Origin of the sequence: Acidovorax temperans (assembly GCF_006716905.1) — a bacterium.
Taxonomy (GTDB): domain Bacteria; phylum Pseudomonadota; class Gammaproteobacteria; order Burkholderiales; family Burkholderiaceae_C; genus Acidovorax; species Acidovorax temperans.
In genome coordinates, this window is the sequence record NZ_VFPV01000004.1 from 127,669 (window position 1) to 145,728 (window position 18,060).

Below are 18,060 nucleotides of genomic sequence, written 5' to 3' on the forward strand. Positions count from 1 at the left end.
GTTTGAAGCAAAAATGGCCGCCAGCGCTTACGGAATCAGCGCAGGCAGCTATTGAATCAATAGCAAGGCAAAAGAGGGGCGTGCCCTACAGCGGGTGCTCGGTATAAAACTTGCCACCGTGGTACAGCAGGGGCGAAGCACCTTCGCGGTGTTCGCAGCGTTCCACCTCGCCCACAAAGATGGTGTGGTCGCCCTCTTTGTACTGGCTGCGGTTGAAGCATTCAAACGTGGCAGCAGCGCCGGCCAGCAACGGGGCGCCGTTGATGCCGGGGCGGTGTTCCACGCCGGCCCAGCGGTCAATGCCGCGCGTGGCAAAGCGTTCGGCCAGCGCTTTCTGGTCAGAAGCCAGCACATGGATGGCGTAGTGCGAGCCATTGGCAAAGGCGGGCATGCTGCTGGCGCCGTGCGACAGGCTCCACAGCACCAGCGGGGGCTCCAGCGACACCGAGTTGAACGAGCTGGCCGTGAGCCCGACCAGCTCGCCCGCCGCATTGCGGGCGGTGACGATGGTCACGCCGGTGGCAAACATGCCCAGCGCGTTGCGGAATTCGCGCGAGGAAAAGCTGGGCGGCAATGCCAGGGCAGGGCGGGGCAGGGGGCTGTTCACAAAGTTCGGGCGCGGGGGCCGGCATCAAAGGGGGATGGAACTATTATGGAGTGCCACCTGCGCGCGCGTGCGGCGCAGGCAACCCGGCACTCTTTTTTGTATGGCTTTGCTTCCGACTTTCTCTATCCTGGGCTCCGGCCCCACGGTGCTGATGCTGCACGACGCCGACGGCGATTACCTCACCTTTGCCCCCCAAGTGGAGATGCTGGCCAGCGCAGGCTACCGCGCCGTGGCGTGGAACATGCCCGGTTATGGGCACAGCGCGCCGATTGAGCCCTACACCTTCAAAGGCCTGGCGCAAAGCTGCGTGGCACTCATCGATGCCCTGCAGTGCGGCCCGGTCACCCTGGTGGGCCACGGCATGGGCGCCATGCTGGCCCTGGAAGTGGCCGTGCGCCGCGCCGAAGTGGTGAACCGCCTGGTGCTGTGCGCCGGTGGCCCGGCGCTGGATGCCCAGGCCGTGCAGGACTGGCTGGCCCCGCGCGAGCGGGCGCTGGACGCCGCGCAGCAGCCGGGCGGCAGCATGCAGCAGCTGGCGCAGACCCTGGTGCCCCAGTGCATTGGCCCCGGCGCCTTGCCCGAAGGCGTGCGCCTGGCCGAACACGCGCTGGCGCAAGTGCACCCCGCCACCTACCGCCGCGCCTTGCAGGCCATGCAAGGTTTTGACCGCTGGGCCCAGGCCTGGGTGAACGTGCACACCCCCACCTTGCTGGTGGGTGGTGAGGCCGACCATTGCACACCGCCCGCCGCGCTGGAGGCCCTGGCCCAGCTGATGCCCGATGCCCGGCACCTGAGCCTGCCGCACGTTGGCCACTGGCCGCAGTTGGAAAACCCCGAAGCGTTCGACGCGGCACTGCTCGACTTCCTGGCCAAGCAGCGGGTGCTGCATTGAACGCCGCCGCACCAACGCCAGCCCCCGCATCTGCCGTGCGCTGGCTGGGTTTCACCTTGCTGGCCGCAGGCTGTGTGGCCGCCGCGTGGTGGGGGCCTGCCCAACTGTGGCCCACCACGGCGGCGCCCGATGGGGTGTATGGCCGGGCGGGCGATGGGCCCTCGTGCCTGGCGCTGCTGTCTGCCCAGGCTGAGAAGGGGGCCTTGCAGGCCGACGTGCCACGCCCGGCCAGCCCAGCTTCCCCGCCGGTCACTGCGGTCGCAGAGCCTTTTTTGCCCGAGGTGGCCGAGGCCGCCTGCACCACGCTGCTGCCGCGCTTGCCTGGGCTGTCGCGCGCGCAGTGCGTGGCCACCCGGTTGCAGGCCAGTGGTGCCTTGTCGCGCCAGGGGGCACCGCTGTATTGGCGGGATGTGCCGTCGCACGCCGGTGCTGCCGCTAAAGGCCAGCCCGCTGCAGAGCCGCTGCGCGTGCTGGTGGTGGGCGCCATGCATGGCGACGAGCTCACCGCCGCATCGCTGGCCCTGCGCTGGATTGGCATGGCGGCGGCCGAGGGGGCGGCGGACGCGGGCGAGCCAGCGCCCGTGCACTGGCGCTTCATCCCCGTGCTGAACCCCGACGGCCTGCTGGCCCCCAAGCCCACGCGCGTGAATGCGGGCGGTGTGGACCTGAACCGCAACTTCCCCACGCCCGGCTGGGCCGAGGAAGCCCCGGTGTACTGGGAAAAGCGCACCCGCAAGGACCCGCGCCGCTGGCCCGGCCACACGCCGCTGTCCGAGCCCGAATCGCGCTTTTTGCACCAGCAGATGGACCAGTTCCAGCCGCAATTGGTTGTCAGCATCCACGCGCCCTACGGCGTGCTGGACTTTGACGGCCCCCACGACCCGCCGCTGCGGCTGGGCCGCCTGCGCATGGACAAGCTGGGCGTGTTCCCCGGCTCGCTGGGGCATTACGGCGGGCTGCACCGGGGGGTGCCGGTGGTCACCATCGAGCTGGAGCACGCCCTGCGCATGCCGCCGGATGCCGAGGTGCGCGCCATGTGGCGTGACCTGCGCCACTGGATGAACACCCGGCTGCTGGAGGGCGCCGACGCCGTGGCCGGGGTGAAGCCACCTGGCCTGCAGCGTTGATCAGGGTGGAATTTGCATGAAATCGGGCTCTGGCGCTGATGTAGAAAGCGCCAGCAGCTCTTATTTTGGTAGCAAAAAGTGCGCGGCCTGTGCCACGGCCTGCGCATCTGCCTGCACCGCACCGGGCGGCCCGCCCTTGCCCCACAGGGCGCCGCCCCAGGGCATGGACAGGAACTTGGCGCACAGCTCTACCGAGTCGATCATCGGCTGGGCCTTGGCGCGGTCGCCGCTGGTGGTGATGAGGAATAGCGACTTGGCGGCCATTTGTTCCTTGAAGGGCAGGCCAGGCACGCGCATCCAGCCGCTCCAGTGATCCAGATAAGTCTTGAGCGGCGAAGGAATGCTGAACCAGTACACGGGCGAGACGAACACGATGTGCGTGGCCGCCAGCGTGGCGTCGAGCAGGGTTTTCAGATCGCCCTCGGGCGCGGGGTAGGTGCCCACGGTGTGGCGCAGGTCCACAAACGGCGGCAGGCTCATGCGCGCCAGGTGGTGCCAGGTTTGCACCGTGCCCGCGGGCAGCGCGGCGGCGGCCTGCTGGGCCAGCCATTCGGTGTTACCCAGGTGGCCGCTTTCGCGGGTGGAGGTGGTGAGAAAGAGGTAATGCGGTGTGGTGTTCGACATGCCGCCGATGGTAGCTGCGGCATGCCGGGTGCGTCGTCGCTAGGCCGCCACGGCGCCGCGCACCGCGCGCGGGGCCTGCACGCCCAAAAAGCCGAAGTTCATCGCGGGCACTTCGCCGCTCAGCAGCTCGGCCATGGCCTTGCCCGAGCCTGCGCCGTGCGTCCAGCCCAGCGTACCGTGGCCTGCATTCACCCACAGCTTGCCCACGCGGGTTTGGCCAATGAAGGGGATATTGGTGGGCGTAGCGGGGCGCAGGCCCGTCCAGTACTGGGGGTTGCCGCCTTCTTCGGGTGTGCGGGTGTCGCACACGCCGGGCAAAATTTCGGCAATCCGGCGGGACAGCATGTGGCAGCGGGCACGGGCCACGGGGCTGTCCAGGCTCATGTCAAAGCCGCCCAGCTCGATGGTGCCGGCCACGCGCAGGACGTTGCCCAGGCGGCTCATGGCGATCTTCTTGCCGTCGTCGATGGTGGAGACCATGGGCGCGCCTTCGGGTTTGAGCAGCGGGAAGGTGGCGCTGTAGCCCTTGCCGGGGTAGATGGGCAAGTCCACGCCCACGGTGCGCAGCAGCGGCGCGCTGTACGAGCCGCAGGCCACCACAAAGGCATCGCCCTTGAGGATGAAGTCTTTTTGGCCGCCAGCGCCCGTGTTGCGTGCGATAACAGCTACAGAATCAATAGCATCACCAATCTTGTTCAGGCGCAGCACATCGTGCCCGTACAGGAACTGCGCACCCCGCGCAGCACAGCGGCGGGCCAGTTCTTGCGTGAACACGCGGGCGTCGCCGCTTTCGTCGGTGCTGGTGTAGGTGCCGCCGGTGATCTTGTCGCCATAGGCCTTGAAGGCGGGCTCAATCTTCAGCAGCTCATCGCGGCTGACCAGACGGCGCTGCACGCCGAATTTGCGCATCAGCTCCACCGCGTGGCCTGCGGCGTCGAACGATTTCTGGTCGGTGTAGAAGTGCGCGATGCCGCGTTCGAGGCGGTTGTATTCAATGCCGGTGCTGACCACCAGGTCCTTGAGGGCCGCGTGGCTGTAGGCGCCCAGGGCCACAATCTGCTGCACGTTGCGCTCAAAGGCGGTGTCGTTGCACTGCGCGAGAAACTTCAGGCCCCAGCGCCATTGGTCCCAGTCAAGCTGCGGGCGAAACAGCAGCGGCGCCTCTTTGTCGAACATCCACTTCAGCGCCTTGAGCGGCGCTTCGCGGTTGGCCCACGGCTCGCAATAGCTCACCGAGATCTGCGCCGCGTTGGCAAAGCTGGTTTCAAGGGCAGCGTCGGGTTGGCGATCGACGACGACCACCTCATGCCCGCGTTCGAGCAGGTGCCACGCTGTGCTGATGCCGATGATGCCGGCGCCGAGGACTATGGTTTTCATGAGGGCGCAGTGTGCGGCACATTGCGCTGAACAAAAAGCAAAATTAAACTTAATCAAAATTCATCAGGGCAGCTAATGTTGGGCCGCCTGTTTTTTCCCGTTCCTTTTGGAGCGTTTCAGCCATGAGCACTTACGACCCCGCCGCCCTCGAATGCCTTGCCGCCATCGTGGAGGAGGGCGGCTTTGAGCGCGCCGCCCAGCGCCTGAACGTGACCCAATCCGCCGTGTCGCAACGCCTGCGCGCGCTGGAGGCGCAGGTGGGCTCGGTGCTCATCGTGCGCAGCCGCCCGCTCAAGCCCACCAGCGCGGGGCAGTTGCTGCTCAAGCACACCAAGCAGCTGCGCCTGCTGCGCGCCGACCTGGAGCGCGACCTGCAGGAGCTGGCCCCCAGCGCCCCGGGGGGCTCGCGCGAAGACGAGCGCATTTCCATCGCCATCAATGCCGACAGCATTGCCACCTGGGCCATGGGCGCGCTGCACGACCTGGTGCGCCAGCGCCTGCCGCTGGAAATCATCACCGACGACCAAGACTTCACCCAGGAATGGCTGCGCTCAGGCCAGGTGCTGGGCTGCGTCACTACGCTCAAGCAGGCGCTGCGCGGCTGCAAGATGGTGCCGCTGGGCGCCATGCACTATGTGGCGGTGGCCTCGGCCGACTTTGCCCGCAAGCACCTGCCCCAGGGGCTGACGCCGCACAACTTTCGCGATGTGTCGTTCCTGTCGTTCAACCGCAAGGACGACATGGCCGCCGAATTCGTGGCGCGCACCTTTGGGCTCAAGCGCGTGGCGCTGAACCACCTTTTCGTGCCCAGCACCGAAGGGCAGATGCGCGCCGTGTCGGCGGGCTGGGGCGTGGGCGTGATGCCCGAGCTGCTGGCCCGGGGCCCGATTGCCGATGGCAGCGTGGTGGATTTGGTGCCGGGGCATTTCCTGCCCATCCAGCTGTACTGGCACTGCTGGAATCTGGAGTCGGAGCTGCTGGACGCACTGACGGAAGCCCTGAAGGCGACGGCGGCCAACACGCTGGTGACCTGAGCGGCTGGCCTGCACTGGCTCGCATCCGTACGCATGGGTCTGTCGGCGAAACGACGGTAAAGACGTGAACGTAGTAGTTGTAATGCAACTACTGCATTTGTTTTTTTACCGTAATGGATAAGATGCGTGCCATGTCGACGCCGCCCACCAAAGTTTCTTTCAAAGAGCAGATGCACCTCGCCCGCGAGGAGGCCATTCTGCAAGCCACCTGCCGCCTGCTGGGCGAGAAGGCGTATGACGCCATGACCATGGACGACGTGGCCAACGCGGTCGGCATCGCCAAGGCCAGCCTCTACAAGCACTTCAGCAGCAAGGAAGAGTTGTGTAGTGCAGCCATGGTGCAGATTTTGGCGAGAGTGCGTACTTACCTTGATGGGCTTGCCGCAGAGATGCCACCCGTGGAAAAGCTGCAGGCGCTGGTGCGCTGGTCGCTGGAGCGGCTCATCACCAACGAGATGCCACTGCTGCCCAGCCGCAACTCCAGCCTGCGCGCCGTGCTCATGGCCAACAAGGATTACCTCAATGGGCTGGTCACTGTCAGCGACCAGATCGGGGAATGGATCGTGCAGGCCCAGGGCCAGGGCTTGATCAACCCCACCTTGCCGCCCCTGGTGGTGCTGTACACCCTGTACGCCCGCGCGTGCGACCCGGTCGTCACCTTCCTCAAGGATGGCGGCCAGTACTCGGACGCCGAGATCGTGGAGCTGGTGGTGCGCACCTGTTTTGACGGGCTGTCGGCGCGCTGATCCTTGGGCCGCCGCATGGCGGCTGCGTTCTCGCACCGGGCAAGAAAAAAGCCCCGCCAGGGCGCAATGCCAGTCAGTTAAGCCCGCAGGCGGCTTGATCCAGTAAAAAGGGGACGTGTTCAACACGTTCCCTTTTTTGCTTGATGAGCCTGCTTGCAAACGCCTTGCGCCAGACCCTGCCCCGAGTACCTGATCGCCTCGAGCAGCTCAGCGCGTTGATAGACCCTGCCTGGATCGCACAGGCGCTGGGGACCAGCGGCAAGGCCTCCATCCGCCGGCGCAAGCTGCCTGCCGAGCATGCCGTGTGGCTTGTGATCGGACTGGCGCTGTTTCGCGATCGGCCACTGTGGCAGGTGGTGCAGCAGCTGGATTTGAGCCTGGATGGACAAGCGCCGCCCGCACCGAGCGTCAGCGTGCAAGCGCGCCAGCGCCTGGGCGAGCAGCCTTTGGCCGAGCTGTTCGCTCTACTGACCCAAGCCTGGAGCCGTCCTGCGGTGAATGTGCGCCAGCCACTGCGCGTGCTGGCTGTGGATGGTGTGGTCTGGTCGGCGCCGGACACCCCTGAGAATCGAGTCGAACTGGGCAGCTGCAGCAACCAGCATGGCCTCTCGCCCTGGCCGCAGATCCGCGCCACTTGCCTGATGGACACACACAGCCACGAGATGCTTGATGCCAAGCTCGGCGCCATGGACTGCGGCGAATTGAGCCTGGCAGCGCAGTTGCGCGGCGAGGATCACTCGGTGACCCTGTTCGACCGGGCGTACTTCTCGGCCGCGTTCCTGTTGGACTGGCAGGCTGCGGGTACGCAGCGCCACTGGTTGATGCGCGCGCGGGACAATCTGCGCCATGAGATCGTCCAGCAACTGGCGTGCGGCGATGCGCTGATCCGCATGCCGGTGTCCCCGCAAGCGCGCAAGGCACACCCGCATCTGCCCAGCCACTGGCAGGCACGCCTGATCGAGGTGAGCGTGGGTGGACGGCTGCGCCGCTTCATCACATCCTTGCTGTGTCCCCGCACGCATCCGGCGCAGGAGCTGGCCGAGCTCTACCACCAGCGCTGGGAGATCGAGTTGGGGTTCCGGGAGATCAAGCAGACCCTGCAGGAAGGTGAGCCGGTGCTGCGCAGCAAGCAGCCCGCGCTGGTGCGCCAGGAGCTGTGGGGTGTGCTGATCGCCTACACACTGCTGCGCCGCTGGATGCGCGAGATGGCAGCGCACGTCCAGGTCGAGCCCCAGCGCATCAGCTTCCATACGGCCAGCTACGCCATCGTGAACTTACTGGCGGTCCCCAGCCTGGACTCTGCCGGCACCTTGCCCAAGCAGTTGGCAGCCCTGTTGGCGCAATCGCGACACTTCGTGCTGCCGCCACGCCGCACTGGGCGCAGCTTCCCAAGGGTCGTCAAAAAACGCGCTTCCAAATTCCCAACGAAAAAAATGCCAGTCAGCTCTTAACTGACTGGCATTGGGCCAGGGCGGGGCTTGATGCGGCGCGGGGCCGTCGCTTAGCGAACGATCAGCAGTGGCACCTTGCAGTGGGCCAGCACTTGCGTAGTGACCGAGCCAACCACCAGCGTGGCCAGTGCGCCGTGGCCGTGGGAGCCCATCACCAGCAGGTCAAACTTGCCGGTGTCTGCCACCTTGGCGATGGTTTCGCCCACGGGGCCCACCTTGTACATGCACTTGGCTTCCACGCCATGGCGGCCGAGGAACTTGGCCACCGGCGCCATGATCTTGTCGGCTTCTTCAGCGTGGTAGCTGTCCACCACTTCCTTGCCCAGGGCAGCGCGTGCACGGGGGGGCAGGGGCGACTGCACTGTCAACACCGTGTAGCTGTGGCTGGCGCCCAGCAGGTCTTCGTGGGTGGCGAGATAGGCCAGCATTTTCTTGGTGTAGGCGCTGCCGTCGACAGCAAGCAGAATGTTCATGGAAAGCTCCAGGTTGATGTTGTTCAGACTAATGCGCGCAGGCGGTTGTTGTCTTGACCTGGGTCATATTTTTCGTCGTGCGCCGCCAAAAGACCTTCGTAGAAGTCAGAGGCCTTTGCTCCCGATCATACGGTGAGGCAGAGCTGACTCTGAAAGGTGGCCTGTTCCCCCTTGCGGGCATACCCCAGCGGGTTCGCCACCACCCGGCATTGCCAGGCTTTCTGGGTGGCTGGGTCGGTGCCGCTCACGGTGTAATCGCTGGGCGCATGCAGGTGGCCGTGCAGCCACAGTTGCGCGTGGGGCAGCAGGTGGTCCAGTGCGTTGCAAAAGCCTGCGGTACCGGGCACCAGGCCGTAGCGCGGGTCTGCGCTGCGCAGGCTGGGGGCGAAGTGCGTGACGGCCACGGTGGTCCCCGCGAACGGCGTGCTCAGCGCCGCTTGCAACCATTCCTGGCAAGCCAGGGCTTGCGCACGCATGGGTTCGGCCAGAAAGGGCTCACCGCTGCGGGTGCCGCCGGTTTTGCGCAGGTAAAAGTTGGCCGCCCTGAAAGCCTTGTCGCGCAGCTGCAGGCGCCGGGTGAGCGAGTCAGTTTGTTCGTGGTCGGCCAGCGCGTCAAAGTCGCTCCAGAGCGTGGTGCCCACAAAGCGCACCTGTTTTAGCACCAGGGTTTCGCGTTCCAGCCAGGCAATGCCCAGCTTGTCGCAGGTACGGCGCAGCCGCTGGTGGGCTTCGTCGAAATCTTGCGCGTCGTATTCGTGGTTGCCCGGCACGAAGAGCACGGGTGTGGGCCACGCACCCCACTGAGGTAACGGTGAAAACCGGGCCAGGCCGAAATCTTCATCGCCCAGCTGGCCGCCTTCCTGGTAGGAACCAATGTCGCCCGCCAGCACCAGTACATCGGCGCCCGGTGCGGGCTCTGGCACAAAGTGGGGATGGGCTTCCAGGTGGAGGTCGGACAGCAGCTGAATCTTCATGGGTGCAGTGTAGGCCGTGAGGGCTTTTGGACAGGTTCTCAGGCGTACTGTGGGCCTGCGGGTGTTGTCAGTCACGAAACATGCTGCGGGCTGATCGGGCCAGGGCGTGCAGCAGCCACTCCATGGCCTTTTCCTGCGGCCCGCGTCGGCGCCACAGGGCATCCACGTGCACGGCAGGCACATTCAGCGGCAGGGGACGTTGCACCAGTTTGTCGGCAATGCCCGTCACCGGGATGAAATGCCGCGGCAGCACGGTCAGCAGGTCTGAACCCACCACCACCCGGCCCGCCGTGAAGAACTGGTTCACGGTGATGACCACCCGCCGGGTGCGCCCGAGCGAGGCCAGGGCTTCGTCAATGAAACCAAACGGCCGCCCGGAAAAGCTGACCAGCATGTGCCGCGCTGCGCAGTAGGTGTCGAGGCTCAACTCGCCCGTGGCCAGCGGATGCCCCTGGCGCATCACACACATGTACTCGCCGTCGTACAGGCGGCGGCTGTCATAGGCCACCGCCCCGCCCGATTGGGCGCGGGCAGTCAGGTCGGCCAGGGCTGCAGGGAAGTAACCCACGGCCATGTCGGCAGACTCTTCGTCCAGCAGCCGCCGGGGGTCGCGGGTAGTGAGCGGCAAGACCCGCACGGAGATGCCCGGCGCTTCGCGTTCAATGATTTGCACCAGCGGCGGCACCAGCGTGGCGGCCGTCGCGTCGGCCATGGCCAGCACAAAGGTGGATGTGGCCGTGGCGGGTTCAAAGTTGCCGGGCGCCAGGGACTCCTGCAGCAGCGCCAGCGCATCGCGCACGCTGGGCCACAGTGCCAGCGCCCGGGGGGTGGGCTCCACCCCCTGGCCGCTGCGCACCAACAACTCGTCTCCCACCACGTCGCGCAGGCGGCGCATGGCATTGCTCACGGCGGGCTGGGTGATGGAAAGCTTGTGCGCTGCCTTGGTCAGACTGCGCTCCGCCATCACTTCATCGAACACACGCAGCAGGTTCAGATCGAGCGAGCGAAAGTTCAGATGCGAGGTCATCTTTCAATCATCACTGATATGAATGTAAAAAATTCAAAATATAAATTTGAATAGATAAAGGGTAAACCCTAAGATTCATGCATTCGCCCGGCAATCTCGCCAAAAGCGTTTGAAAAGGGACTACCAAAATGACCAGCTTCGCACACGTTGATTACCCCACTGAACACTCTGGCGTCGTTCGCGCTGAAAACGCCGCTGCCGCCATCAAGGACATTGCGCACAATTTCGACGGCGCGCGTGGTGCTGCGTCGTTGCTGCTGGCCGCTGTGGTTTCAGCGCTGATGGTCGTGGCCAACCAGGTGATCGACACCTGGAGCGAAGGCCACCTGCTGGCCGCCTGGATGGTGCTGTGGGTGGTGGCGTTTGCCGCTTTGGCCCTGCTGACCCTGCCCGCACGCCGCATGGCCGTTGCCCTGCGCGCTGGCACCCAGGCTTGGGCGGAGCGCCGTCGCCGCGCTGCCGAAGACGCACGCACATGGCAAGTGGCGATGCAAGACCCACGCATCATGGCTGAACTGAACCACGCCATGGGCATTGCTACCGTGCAGGACGTTCGCCGCTACTACTGATCCATCAGGAAGGGCAGCACAAACACTGCCACTTTCTGCAAAAAGCCATGGTCGCCCTGAGCGTCCATGGCTTTTTTCATGGGCCCGTGGAATCGAGCCGGAACGTCGAGGCCGGGTCTTCCCCACGGAGTTCAGCGCTGCCAGGATAAGGTTTCAATGCGCCATGAAAAAAAGCTGACCCACCGCATGGTGGGTCAGCTTTTTTGGCTGGGCAGCCCAACGCGGGCTGCCGTGTGTTGGCGGAGCTGCTTACGCAGACAAACGCTTTTCGAGTTGAGCCTTGGTGTCCAGCAGCGCTTGAGGGAGGTGGTACGCCAGCTGCTCGAAGTGGGCCGTGTGCAGCTTGAACTCTTCGGCCCAGGCGGCCTTGTCGATGCTGGTCACCGCAGCGAACTGCTGGGCGCTGAAGTCCAGACCCGTCCAGTTGATCTCGGCATATTGTGGCGCCACGCCGAACATGGTTTCCTGGCCTTGTGCCTGGCCTTCGATGCGGTCGATCATCCACTTAAGCACGCGCATGTTGTCGCCATAACCAGGCCACACAAACTTGCCTGCCTCGTCCTTGCGGAACCAGTTCACGCAGAACACCTTGGGCAGCGCCTTGCCGGTGGCGGCGATTTGGCCTTCCATGTTCAACCAGTGCTGGAAGTAGTCGCTCATGTTGTAGCCGCAGAACGGCAGCATGGCAAACGGGTCGCGGCGCACCACGCCTTGGGCGCCAAAAGCGGCGGCGGTGGTTTCAGAGCCCATGGTGGCAGCCATGTACACGCCTTCGGTCCAGGTGCGGGCTTCAGTCACCAGCGGCACGGTGGTGGAGCGGCGGCCGCCGAAGATGAAGGCGTCAATGGCCACGCCATTGGCGTCATCCCACTGTGGATCCAGCGCGGGGTTGTTGGTGGCGGCCACGGTGAAGCGCGAGTTGGGGTGCGCAGCCTTGGCGCCGGTTTCCTTGGCGATCTGCGGAGTCCAGTCCTTGCCTTGCCAGTCGATCAGGTGATCGGGCAGCTTGCCGGTGTCCTTTTCCATGCCTTCCCACCACACGTCGCCGTCATCCGTCAGGGCCACGTTGGTGAAGATCACGTCCTTGTCCAGGCTGCGCATGCAGTTGGGGTTGGTGTGCATGTTGGTGCCGGGGGCCACGCCAAAGTAGCCCGCCTCGGGGTTGATGGCGTACATCTTGCCGTCGGCATGGGGCTTGATCCAGGCGATGTCGTCGCCGATGGTCGTAACCTTCCAGCCCGCAAAGCCGGCCTCGGGCGGCACCAGCATCGAGAAGTTGGTCTTGCCGCAGGCGCTGGGGAAGGCGGCTGCCACGTGGTACTTCTTGCCTTCGGGGTTGGTGACGCCCAGGATCAGCATGTGCTCGGCCAGCCAGCCTTGGTCGCGGCCCATGGTGGAGGCGATGCGCAGGGCCAGGCACTTTTTACCCAGCAGCGCGTTGCCGCCGTAGCCCGAGCCGTACGACCAGATTTCACGTGTTTCTGGGTAGTGCACGATGTACTTGACCTTGGGGTTGCAAGGCCAGCTGGTGGAGTCTTTCTCGCCAGCGGCCAGGGGCGCGCCCACGGTGTGCATGCAGGGCACGAACTCGCCATCCACGCCCAGCACGTCGTACACGGCCTTGCCCATGCGAGTCATCAGGCGCTGGTTCACGGCCACGTAGGCGCTGTCGGTCAGCTCCACGCCAATGTGGGCGATGTGGCTGCCCAGCGGGCCCATGCTGAAGGGCACCACGTACATGGTGCGGCCCTTCATGCAGCCGTCGAACAGCGGCTGCAGCGTGGCGCGCATTTCAGCAGGGTCCATCCAGTTGTTGGTGGGGCCGGCATCTTCCTTCTTGGCCGAGCAGATGTAGGTGCGGTCTTCCACGCGGGCCACGTCCGATGGGTCAGACCAGGCCAGGAAGCTGCCGGGGCGCTTGGCAGGGTTGAGCTTCTTGAAGGTGCCAGCCTGCACCAGTTGGTCGCACAGGCGGTCGTACTCTTCCTTGGAGCCGTCGCACCAGTAGATGCTGTCGGGCTTGCACAGGGCTGCCATATCGGCCACCCAGGCCAGCAGGCGCGGGTTTTTGACGTAAGCGGGGGCGTTGAGGTTCAGGCCCTGCATGGTGGGTGCGTTCATCGGGAGCTTCCTAAGTTGAAAAAACGGTTTTCCAAAGGAAGCGAACCGGGCGGTTCACGACGGCAAAGACCTGGCGCAATTGCGATGCTGAGCGCTGCCTTTGAAAAAACGGCTTTTCGACAGAGAGCTCCGCAAATGCCGCCTTCACAAGCACTTGCAGGCCCTGCGCCTGTGCTCAGTCGGCGGGCAGAACATGCGAAGGCCCCACGGGTTGGAGGCGTCTCCACGCATTCCGCGGGTCGGCTGGGATGACGATTTTATGAATCTGCCGCCAATTTGTCTGTCAGACTCGGGTCAAAACAATGCAAAAATTGCATGGGGTTATGCATCATGATTGCTGCCACCCCAGCAGGTCCTTGTCTTGATCAGCGGGCCAGAGTGGCGTTCCATCGCTCAAATCCAGCCTTGCGCAGGGCGCATGCGGGGCAGGTGCCGCAGCCGTAGCCCCAGGCGTGGCGCTCTTCGCGCACCCCGTGGTAGCAGGTGTGGGATTGCTCCAGCACGATGTCCACCAGCGCGTCGCCGCCCAGGGTGCGAGCCAGGTCCCAGGTCTGGGCCTTGTCCAGCCACATCAGCGGGGTCTCGATGGTGAAGCGCTGGCCCATGCCCAGCGACACCGCCACCTGCAAGGCCTTGAGGGTGTCGTCACGGCAGTCGGGGTAGCCAGAGAAATCGGTCTCGCACATGCCGCCCACCAGTGTGTGCAGACCGCGCCGGTAGCCCACGGCCGCCGCCAGCTGGAAGAACAGCAGGTTGCGGCCCGGCACGAAGGTGTTGGGCAGGCCTGCGGCGGTCATCTGGATTTCGGTCTCGCTGGTCAGGGCCGTGTCGCTGATGTGGCCGAGCACGCTCAGATCCAGCATGTGGTCGTCCCCGAGCTTGCTGCTCCACTGCGGGAACTGGCTGCGCATGGCTTCGAGCACTGCGTGGCGCGCCTGCAGTTCCACATGGTGGCGCTGGCCGTAGTCAAAGCCGATGGTCTCGACATGCGCAAACTGGCTCAGTGCCCAGGCTAGGCAGGTGGTGGAGTCTTGTCCGCCAGAGAACAAGACAAGTGCGTGGCCAGAGCGCATGGGGGAATCCTTCCGAAAAAGCGGGGTGCAGACGAAAAAAAACCCCGCAGTGCGGGGCTTGTGGGATGGGCGTGGGCAATGCCTCAGGCCATCTTCACGGCGATGAATGCCAGCAGGAACATCATGATGCCGCCCACCACGGGGAGCACCACGGGCATGGCGGAGACCACGTTTTCCACGGGGTCAGACGATGGCTCGGAAGAGTTGTGCGAGGTGTGATCCGACATGGTGATTGCTCCAATGCTGAAAGTTGGCCGATTCTAGCGGTTCTGCCACGGGGTTGCGTTGTGCCGCGTGGCGCTCACATGAGCGCGGCTTCCATGCCGGCGGTGCGCAACTGGTCCAGCACCTGCTCGACGTGGGATTTGCCCCGCGTTTGCAGCACCAGCTCAATTTCCACATTCTGTGCGGCCAGCATGGTGAAGGCGCGCTGGTGGTGCACTTCCTCGATGTTGGCACCTGCGTCCGCCACGGTGGCGGTGATGCGCGCCAGCACGCCGGGCACATCGCGTGCGCTGACCTTGATGCGCGCGAGGCGCCCTGAGCGCACCATGCCGCGCTCGATGATGGCGGCCAGCAGCAGTGGGTCGATGTTGCCGCCGCACAGCACCAGGCCCACGCGCTTGCCCTTGAAGCGTTCGGGGTAGCGCACCAGCGCCGCCAGGCCAGCCGCCCCTGCGCCTTCGACCAGGGTCTTTTCAATCTCCAGCAGCATCAGCACCGCCTGCTCGATGTCGCCCTCGTCCACCAGCACCAGGTCGTCCACCAGGCGCTTGACGATCTCTTGCGTGATCTTGCCCGGCGTGCCCACGGCAATACCCTCAGCGATGGTGGAGGTGCCCTGCGGGTGGTGCGTACCCTTGACGGCGTTGACCATGGCCGGAAAGCGTGCGGTCTGCACGCCCACGATCTCGATGCCCGGCTTGATCGCTTTGGCGGCCGTGGCCACGCCCGAAATCAGCCCGCCGCCGCCCACGGCGATGACCAGCGTGTCCAGGTCAGGCACGGCTTGCAGCATCTCCAGCCCCAGCGTGCCCTGGCCCGCTGCCACCGCCTCGTCGTCGTAGGGGTGCACAAAGGTCAGGCCCTGCGTGTCCGACAGCATGTAGGCGTGGGCGCGGGCCTCTTCCAGCGTGTCGCCGTGCAGTACGACTTCGGCGCCAAATCCCCGCGTGCGCTCCACCTTCACGCCGGGTGTGAAGCGCGGCATCACGATGACGGCGCGCAGGCCCAGGCGCTGCGCGTGGTAGGCCACCCCTTGCGCGTGGTTGCCTGCGCTCATGGCGACCACGCCATGCGTTCGCTCCTCGGCCGTGAGCAGCGTGAGCTTGTTGCAGGCCCCGCGCTCTTTGAACGAAGCGGTGAACTGCAGGTTCTCGAACTTGAGGAACACCTGCGCGCCCACGATCTGCGAGAGCGTTCGGGATTCCACACACGGCGTGTCCAGCACCTGGCCTTGTAGGCGCAGTGCGGCATCCTGGATGTCTTGAAGGGTGATCATGTGCGGCATTGTGGCAATAAATGTCGCACGGCGAGGTCCATTTTTGCGGTACATGCCTCACGCATACATTCGCAGAACTGGCGGGTGGCGATGTAAAGTAACAAAGCGTATCGTCGCGAGACATTGCAGCAGCCAGGACCGCTGTCCCGGAAAAAGCCCGAGCACCAGGATTTTTAGACCATGCACCCAGAAAGACAGCGCAAGATCCGCGAGTTGTTCGACGATTACATCGAGATGTACGCCGCACGGGACGACCGGCTCACCGCGCGCTTCAGCCAGAGCTTCACCGGATACTCCGGCAGCGGCAGTCGGCTGATCCGTGAGCGGGAGGAATGGGTGCGCATCACCCGGCAGGACTTTGCGCAGGTGCCGGGCCGCATTCGCATCGAAATGCTCGACCTTGCGCTGCAGGACCTGTGCAACGACGTCGTTGTCGCAACCGCCTGCTTCCACATCCACCTGCCCAGTGGCGTGCATCAACTTGCCAAGGAGGTGGCGCGGCTGGTGCTGACCTTCCGTCTGGAAGACGCCGAGTGGCTGATCGCGCACTGCAGCTATTCCATCCCGTACCAAAGCGTGCAGGATGGCGAGATCTACCCCCTCCAGAGCCTGCAGGAGCAAAACAGCGCCCTGCAGGCCCTGGTGGCCGAGCGCACCCAGGCGTTGCAAGAAAGCCAGGCCCTGTACCGCCTGCTGACCGAAGACGCCCAGGACGTGCTCTGGCGCACGGACGGCCAGCTCGTCCTCACCTACATCAGCCCGGCAGACGAAAAGCTGCGGGGCTTTCGGGCCGATGAGGTGGTGGGGCACTCGGTCTTCGAGATGTTCACCGAAGAAGGTGTCGAGGTGATCAAGAGCATGCTTCGGCTCAGGGCGATGGAGGACGCGGCAGGCGGTACCGAGAGATTCCTGCGCTTCCAGGTGGAACACCGCTGCAAGGACGGCCGCCTGATCTGGGGCGAGGTGCTGTCCAAGCCCGACCGCAACGCGCAGGGCGAGATCATCGGCTACCACGGCATCACCCGCGAGATCACCGAGCGCAAGCGCCTGGAAGAACAGGTCCACCAGCTCGCCTTCCACGACCCTCTGACCCACCTGGCCAACCGCCGCCTGATGCTGGACCACCTGGAGCAGGCCATGTCGGCCAGCAAACGCAGCCAGCGCCATGGCGCCCTGCTGTTTCTTGACCTCGACAACTTCAAACCCCTCAACGACACCTATGGCCACGGTGTGGGCGACCTGCTGCTGATCGAAGTGGCCGAGCGCCTGAAAGCCTGCGTGCGCGAAGCCGACACCGTGGCCCGCTTTGGCGGCGACGAGTTCGTTGTGCTGCTGAGCGAATTGAGCACGCAACCCCGCGAGGCCGCCGAACAGGCGGTCGCCATCGCGGAGAAGGTCCGCACCCGCCTGGCCGAGCCCTACGTGCTTCAGTCCGCGCCCTCCGCCCCGTCCATCCGGCATGAATGCACCGCCAGCATTGGCGTGGCGGTCTTCCGTGGACGTGATGAAAGCCAGAACGCAGTGATTGACCGGGCCGACGCGGCAATGTACCGGGCCAAGGAAGAGGGCCGCAACCGGATCCAGTGTGCGCCGGGCCCTGCCGCTGCGGGCTGATCGGCACACGGGCGGCGGGCACACGCCATGCGTGGTGGGTTTTTCAAAAAATGATAGCTGCTGGCGTTTGCTGCATAAGCGCTAGAGGCCATTTTGATGTAAATCACCGCGCCGTGTGCAACAGCGGCGTCTTCTCGCTCACACCACCCGGTTCCACTCCAGCGCCCGGCTCTTCCAGTGCGCCTCAATCGTCTGCGTGAAGTCCGCGCGCACCAGTTTCGCGCGGTTTTCCAGCCAGTCGGCGTTCTCGCGCCGCACCACGATGCCTTCGAGATGGCCCTGGCGGAACTGGCTGTCGTGGGCGTGCACCCAGTCGCGTAACTGGTCCAGTGTGACTTCGCCTGCGTACAGGCGCGGCACGGTCTTGAAGCCCATCTCTGCGGCCCAGGCGTTGCGTCGTCGCGCGGCGCGCCCGTGGCCAGCCAGGCGATGTGGGGGGTGCGGGGGAAGCGGAAGAAATCGGGCATAGATCCTCTTATTTTTGCGCGCCGCAGGGGCGGGTGTTTCTGGCGCCAGCGTGCCTGCAGCCAGTCGGGCAGCAGGTTTTCCACCTTCAGCCCCACGGCTTGCAGGGCCTGCTGGCAGTCGATCCAGTCGGTGTCGGCGGCGTTGGTGATCCGGGTGGCGTGGCCCGCGTCCAGCGCGGCCAGGGCGGCGGCCACCATCTTGCGGTCGGCCAGGTCGGTCATGCGCTGCAGCCAGTGCGACACGCTGCGCAGCACGCTGCCCTGGTGCTCGGACGGCAGCAGGGCGTTGGCCAGCAGTGCGTCGATGGCCTGGCGGCCGTCGCTGCCCACATCCCCCGGGGCGGTCTTGTTCCACACATAGTCGCGCTCGGGGCGCACGGCCC

Annotated in this window: 18 protein-coding genes; 7 read left to right on the top strand and 11 right to left on the bottom strand. The window is 65.1% G+C overall.

From position 1 onward, the window contains the following. Positions 1-85 precede the first annotated feature (85 nt). On the bottom strand, positions 86-607 hold the full coding sequence (locus BDD18_RS19105) for a flavin reductase family protein (RefSeq protein ID WP_142085222.1): 522 nt from the start codon (positions 605-607) through the stop codon (positions 86-88). 100 nt (positions 608-707) lie between these two features. Between BDD18_RS19105 and BDD18_RS19110 the strand changes: the two genes are divergently transcribed. Continuing rightward, positions 708-1,499, top strand: a complete 792-nt coding sequence (locus tag BDD18_RS19110) for an alpha/beta fold hydrolase (protein WP_066698553.1) — start codon at positions 708-710, stop codon at positions 1,497-1,499. Beyond that, complete coding sequence (locus BDD18_RS19115; protein ID WP_244939157.1) at positions 1,496-2,626, top strand: M14 family zinc carboxypeptidase; 1,131 nt, start codon at positions 1,496-1,498, stop codon at positions 2,624-2,626. The genes BDD18_RS19110 and BDD18_RS19115 overlap by 4 nt, the downstream gene beginning before the upstream one ends. Positions 2,627-2,686: 60 nt before the next feature. Here the strand turns inward: BDD18_RS19115 and BDD18_RS19120 are convergent, their stop codons facing one another. Together BDD18_RS19120 and BDD18_RS19125 are read right to left on the bottom strand one after the other, a co-directional pair. Then, entirely contained in the window at positions 2,687-3,250 is a 564-nt protein-coding gene (locus BDD18_RS19120) for an NAD(P)H-dependent oxidoreductase (RefSeq protein ID WP_142085224.1), read from the bottom strand. 39 nt (positions 3,251-3,289) lie between these two features. Continuing rightward, entirely contained in the window at positions 3,290-4,627 is a 1,338-nt protein-coding gene (locus BDD18_RS19125) for a D-amino acid dehydrogenase (protein WP_142085226.1), read from the bottom strand. A 122-nt stretch (positions 4,628-4,749) separates the two neighbouring features. On the opposite strand from BDD18_RS19125, the gene BDD18_RS19130 reads away from it, so the two are divergent. The 3 genes from BDD18_RS19130 to BDD18_RS19140 all read left to right on the top strand — a co-directional run bounded on the left by BDD18_RS19130 (position 4,750) and on the right by BDD18_RS19140 (position 7,858). Further along, positions 4,750-5,661, top strand: coding sequence for a LysR family transcriptional regulator ArgP (locus BDD18_RS19130; protein WP_142085228.1), 912 nt, complete (start codon positions 4,750-4,752; stop codon positions 5,659-5,661). Between the two features lie 122 nt (positions 5,662-5,783). After that, positions 5,784-6,407, top strand: coding sequence for a TetR/AcrR family transcriptional regulator (locus BDD18_RS19135; protein WP_409856611.1), 624 nt, complete (start codon positions 5,784-5,786; stop codon positions 6,405-6,407). A gap of 143 nt (positions 6,408-6,550) precedes the next feature. After that, positions 6,551-7,858, top strand: a complete 1,308-nt coding sequence (locus BDD18_RS19140) for an IS4 family transposase (RefSeq protein ID WP_142085232.1) — start codon at positions 6,551-6,553, stop codon at positions 7,856-7,858. 50 nt (positions 7,859-7,908) lie between these two features. Here the strand turns inward: BDD18_RS19140 and BDD18_RS19145 are convergent, their stop codons facing one another. The 3 genes from BDD18_RS19145 to BDD18_RS19155 all read right to left on the bottom strand — a co-directional run bounded on the left by BDD18_RS19145 (position 7,909) and on the right by BDD18_RS19155 (position 10,332). Continuing rightward, on the bottom strand, positions 7,909-8,331 hold the full coding sequence (locus BDD18_RS19145) for a universal stress protein (protein WP_142085234.1): 423 nt from the start codon (positions 8,329-8,331) through the stop codon (positions 7,909-7,911). A 125-nt stretch (positions 8,332-8,456) separates the two neighbouring features. Then, positions 8,457-9,305, bottom strand: a complete 849-nt coding sequence (locus BDD18_RS19150; protein WP_142085236.1) for a metallophosphoesterase — start codon at positions 9,303-9,305, stop codon at positions 8,457-8,459. A 67-nt stretch (positions 9,306-9,372) separates the two neighbouring features. Beyond that, on the bottom strand, positions 9,373-10,332 hold the full coding sequence (locus BDD18_RS19155; RefSeq protein ID WP_142085238.1) for a LysR family transcriptional regulator: 960 nt from the start codon (positions 10,330-10,332) through the stop codon (positions 9,373-9,375). A gap of 128 nt (positions 10,333-10,460) precedes the next feature. On the opposite strand from BDD18_RS19155, the gene BDD18_RS19160 reads away from it, so the two are divergent. Beyond that, a complete protein-coding gene (locus BDD18_RS19160; RefSeq protein WP_142085240.1) occupies positions 10,461-10,901 on the top strand; it encodes a hypothetical protein in 441 nt (146 codons plus the stop codon). Positions 10,902-11,150: 249 nt separating this feature from the next. Here BDD18_RS19160 and BDD18_RS19165 read toward each other — a convergent pair whose 3' ends face one another. From BDD18_RS19165 to BDD18_RS19175, 4 genes are all read right to left on the bottom strand, one after another. Further along, positions 11,151-13,022 (bottom strand): phosphoenolpyruvate carboxykinase (GTP), encoded by a 1,872-nt coding sequence (locus tag BDD18_RS19165; protein ID WP_142085242.1) that lies wholly within the window; start codon positions 13,020-13,022, stop codon positions 11,151-11,153. A 365-nt stretch (positions 13,023-13,387) separates the two neighbouring features. Continuing rightward, the gene (gene queC, locus BDD18_RS19170) at positions 13,388-14,095 is read right to left on the bottom strand and encodes a 7-cyano-7-deazaguanine synthase QueC (RefSeq protein ID WP_142085244.1); all 708 of its coding nucleotides are present in this window, start codon (positions 14,093-14,095) and stop codon (positions 13,388-13,390) included. A gap of 83 nt (positions 14,096-14,178) precedes the next feature. Continuing rightward, entirely contained in the window at positions 14,179-14,322 is a 144-nt protein-coding gene (locus BDD18_RS22175) for a hypothetical protein (RefSeq protein WP_167336948.1), read from the bottom strand. Positions 14,323-14,396: 74 nt separating this feature from the next. Further along, positions 14,397-15,596: a threonine ammonia-lyase gene (locus BDD18_RS19175; RefSeq protein ID WP_142085246.1), complete on the bottom strand. Its 1,200-nt coding sequence runs from the start codon at positions 15,594-15,596 to the stop codon at positions 14,397-14,399. Positions 15,597-15,776: 180 nt separating this feature from the next. On the opposite strand from BDD18_RS19175, the gene BDD18_RS19180 reads away from it, so the two are divergent. Continuing rightward, complete coding sequence (locus BDD18_RS19180; protein WP_142085248.1) at positions 15,777-17,210, top strand: diguanylate cyclase domain-containing protein; 1,434 nt, start codon at positions 15,777-15,779, stop codon at positions 17,208-17,210. A 138-nt stretch (positions 17,211-17,348) separates the two neighbouring features. Here BDD18_RS19180 and BDD18_RS19185 read toward each other — a convergent pair whose 3' ends face one another. Further along, positions 17,349-17,585, bottom strand: a complete 237-nt coding sequence (locus tag BDD18_RS19185; RefSeq protein WP_244939158.1) for a hypothetical protein — start codon at positions 17,583-17,585, stop codon at positions 17,349-17,351. Between the last annotated feature and the right edge of the window lie 475 nt (positions 17,586-18,060).

Excerpts from the sequence above, each read along its gene's own strand:
- BDD18_RS19110 (WP_066698553.1), top strand. The coding sequence starts at position 708 with ATGGCTTTGCTTCCGACTTTCTCTATCCTGGGCTCCGGCCCCACGGTG.
- BDD18_RS19120 (WP_142085224.1), bottom strand. The coding sequence starts at position 3,250 with ATGTCGAACACCACACCGCATTACCTCTTTCTCACCACCTCCACCCGC.
- BDD18_RS19125 (WP_142085226.1), bottom strand. The coding sequence starts at position 4,627 with ATGAAAACCATAGTCCTCGGCGCCGGCATCATCGGCATCAGCACAGCG.
- BDD18_RS19130 (WP_142085228.1), top strand. The coding sequence starts at position 4,750 with ATGAGCACTTACGACCCCGCCGCCCTCGAATGCCTTGCCGCCATCGTG.
- BDD18_RS19135 (WP_409856611.1), top strand. The coding sequence starts at position 5,784 with ATGCGTGCCATGTCGACGCCGCCCACCAAAGTTTCTTTCAAAGAGCAG.
- BDD18_RS19140 (WP_142085232.1), top strand. The coding sequence starts at position 6,551 with ATGAGCCTGCTTGCAAACGCCTTGCGCCAGACCCTGCCCCGAGTACCT.
- BDD18_RS19145 (WP_142085234.1), bottom strand. The coding sequence starts at position 8,331 with ATGAACATTCTGCTTGCTGTCGACGGCAGCGCCTACACCAAGAAAATG.
- BDD18_RS19150 (WP_142085236.1), bottom strand. The coding sequence starts at position 9,305 with ATGAAGATTCAGCTGCTGTCCGACCTCCACCTGGAAGCCCATCCCCAC.
- BDD18_RS19155 (WP_142085238.1), bottom strand. The coding sequence starts at position 10,332 with ATGACCTCGCATCTGAACTTTCGCTCGCTCGATCTGAACCTGCTGCGT.
- BDD18_RS19160 (WP_142085240.1), top strand. The coding sequence starts at position 10,461 with ATGACCAGCTTCGCACACGTTGATTACCCCACTGAACACTCTGGCGTC.
- BDD18_RS19165 (WP_142085242.1), bottom strand. The coding sequence starts at position 13,022 with ATGAACGCACCCACCATGCAGGGCCTGAACCTCAACGCCCCCGCTTAC.
- queC (WP_142085244.1), bottom strand. The coding sequence starts at position 14,095 with ATGCGCTCTGGCCACGCACTTGTCTTGTTCTCTGGCGGACAAGACTCC.
- BDD18_RS22175 (WP_167336948.1), bottom strand. The coding sequence starts at position 14,322 with ATGTCGGATCACACCTCGCACAACTCTTCCGAGCCATCGTCTGACCCC.
- BDD18_RS19175 (WP_142085246.1), bottom strand. The coding sequence starts at position 15,596 with ATGATCACCCTTCAAGACATCCAGGATGCCGCACTGCGCCTACAAGGC.
- BDD18_RS19180 (WP_142085248.1), top strand. The coding sequence starts at position 15,777 with ATGCACCCAGAAAGACAGCGCAAGATCCGCGAGTTGTTCGACGATTAC.
- BDD18_RS19185 (WP_244939158.1), bottom strand. The coding sequence starts at position 17,585 with ATGGGCTTCAAGACCGTGCCGCGCCTGTACGCAGGCGAAGTCACACTG.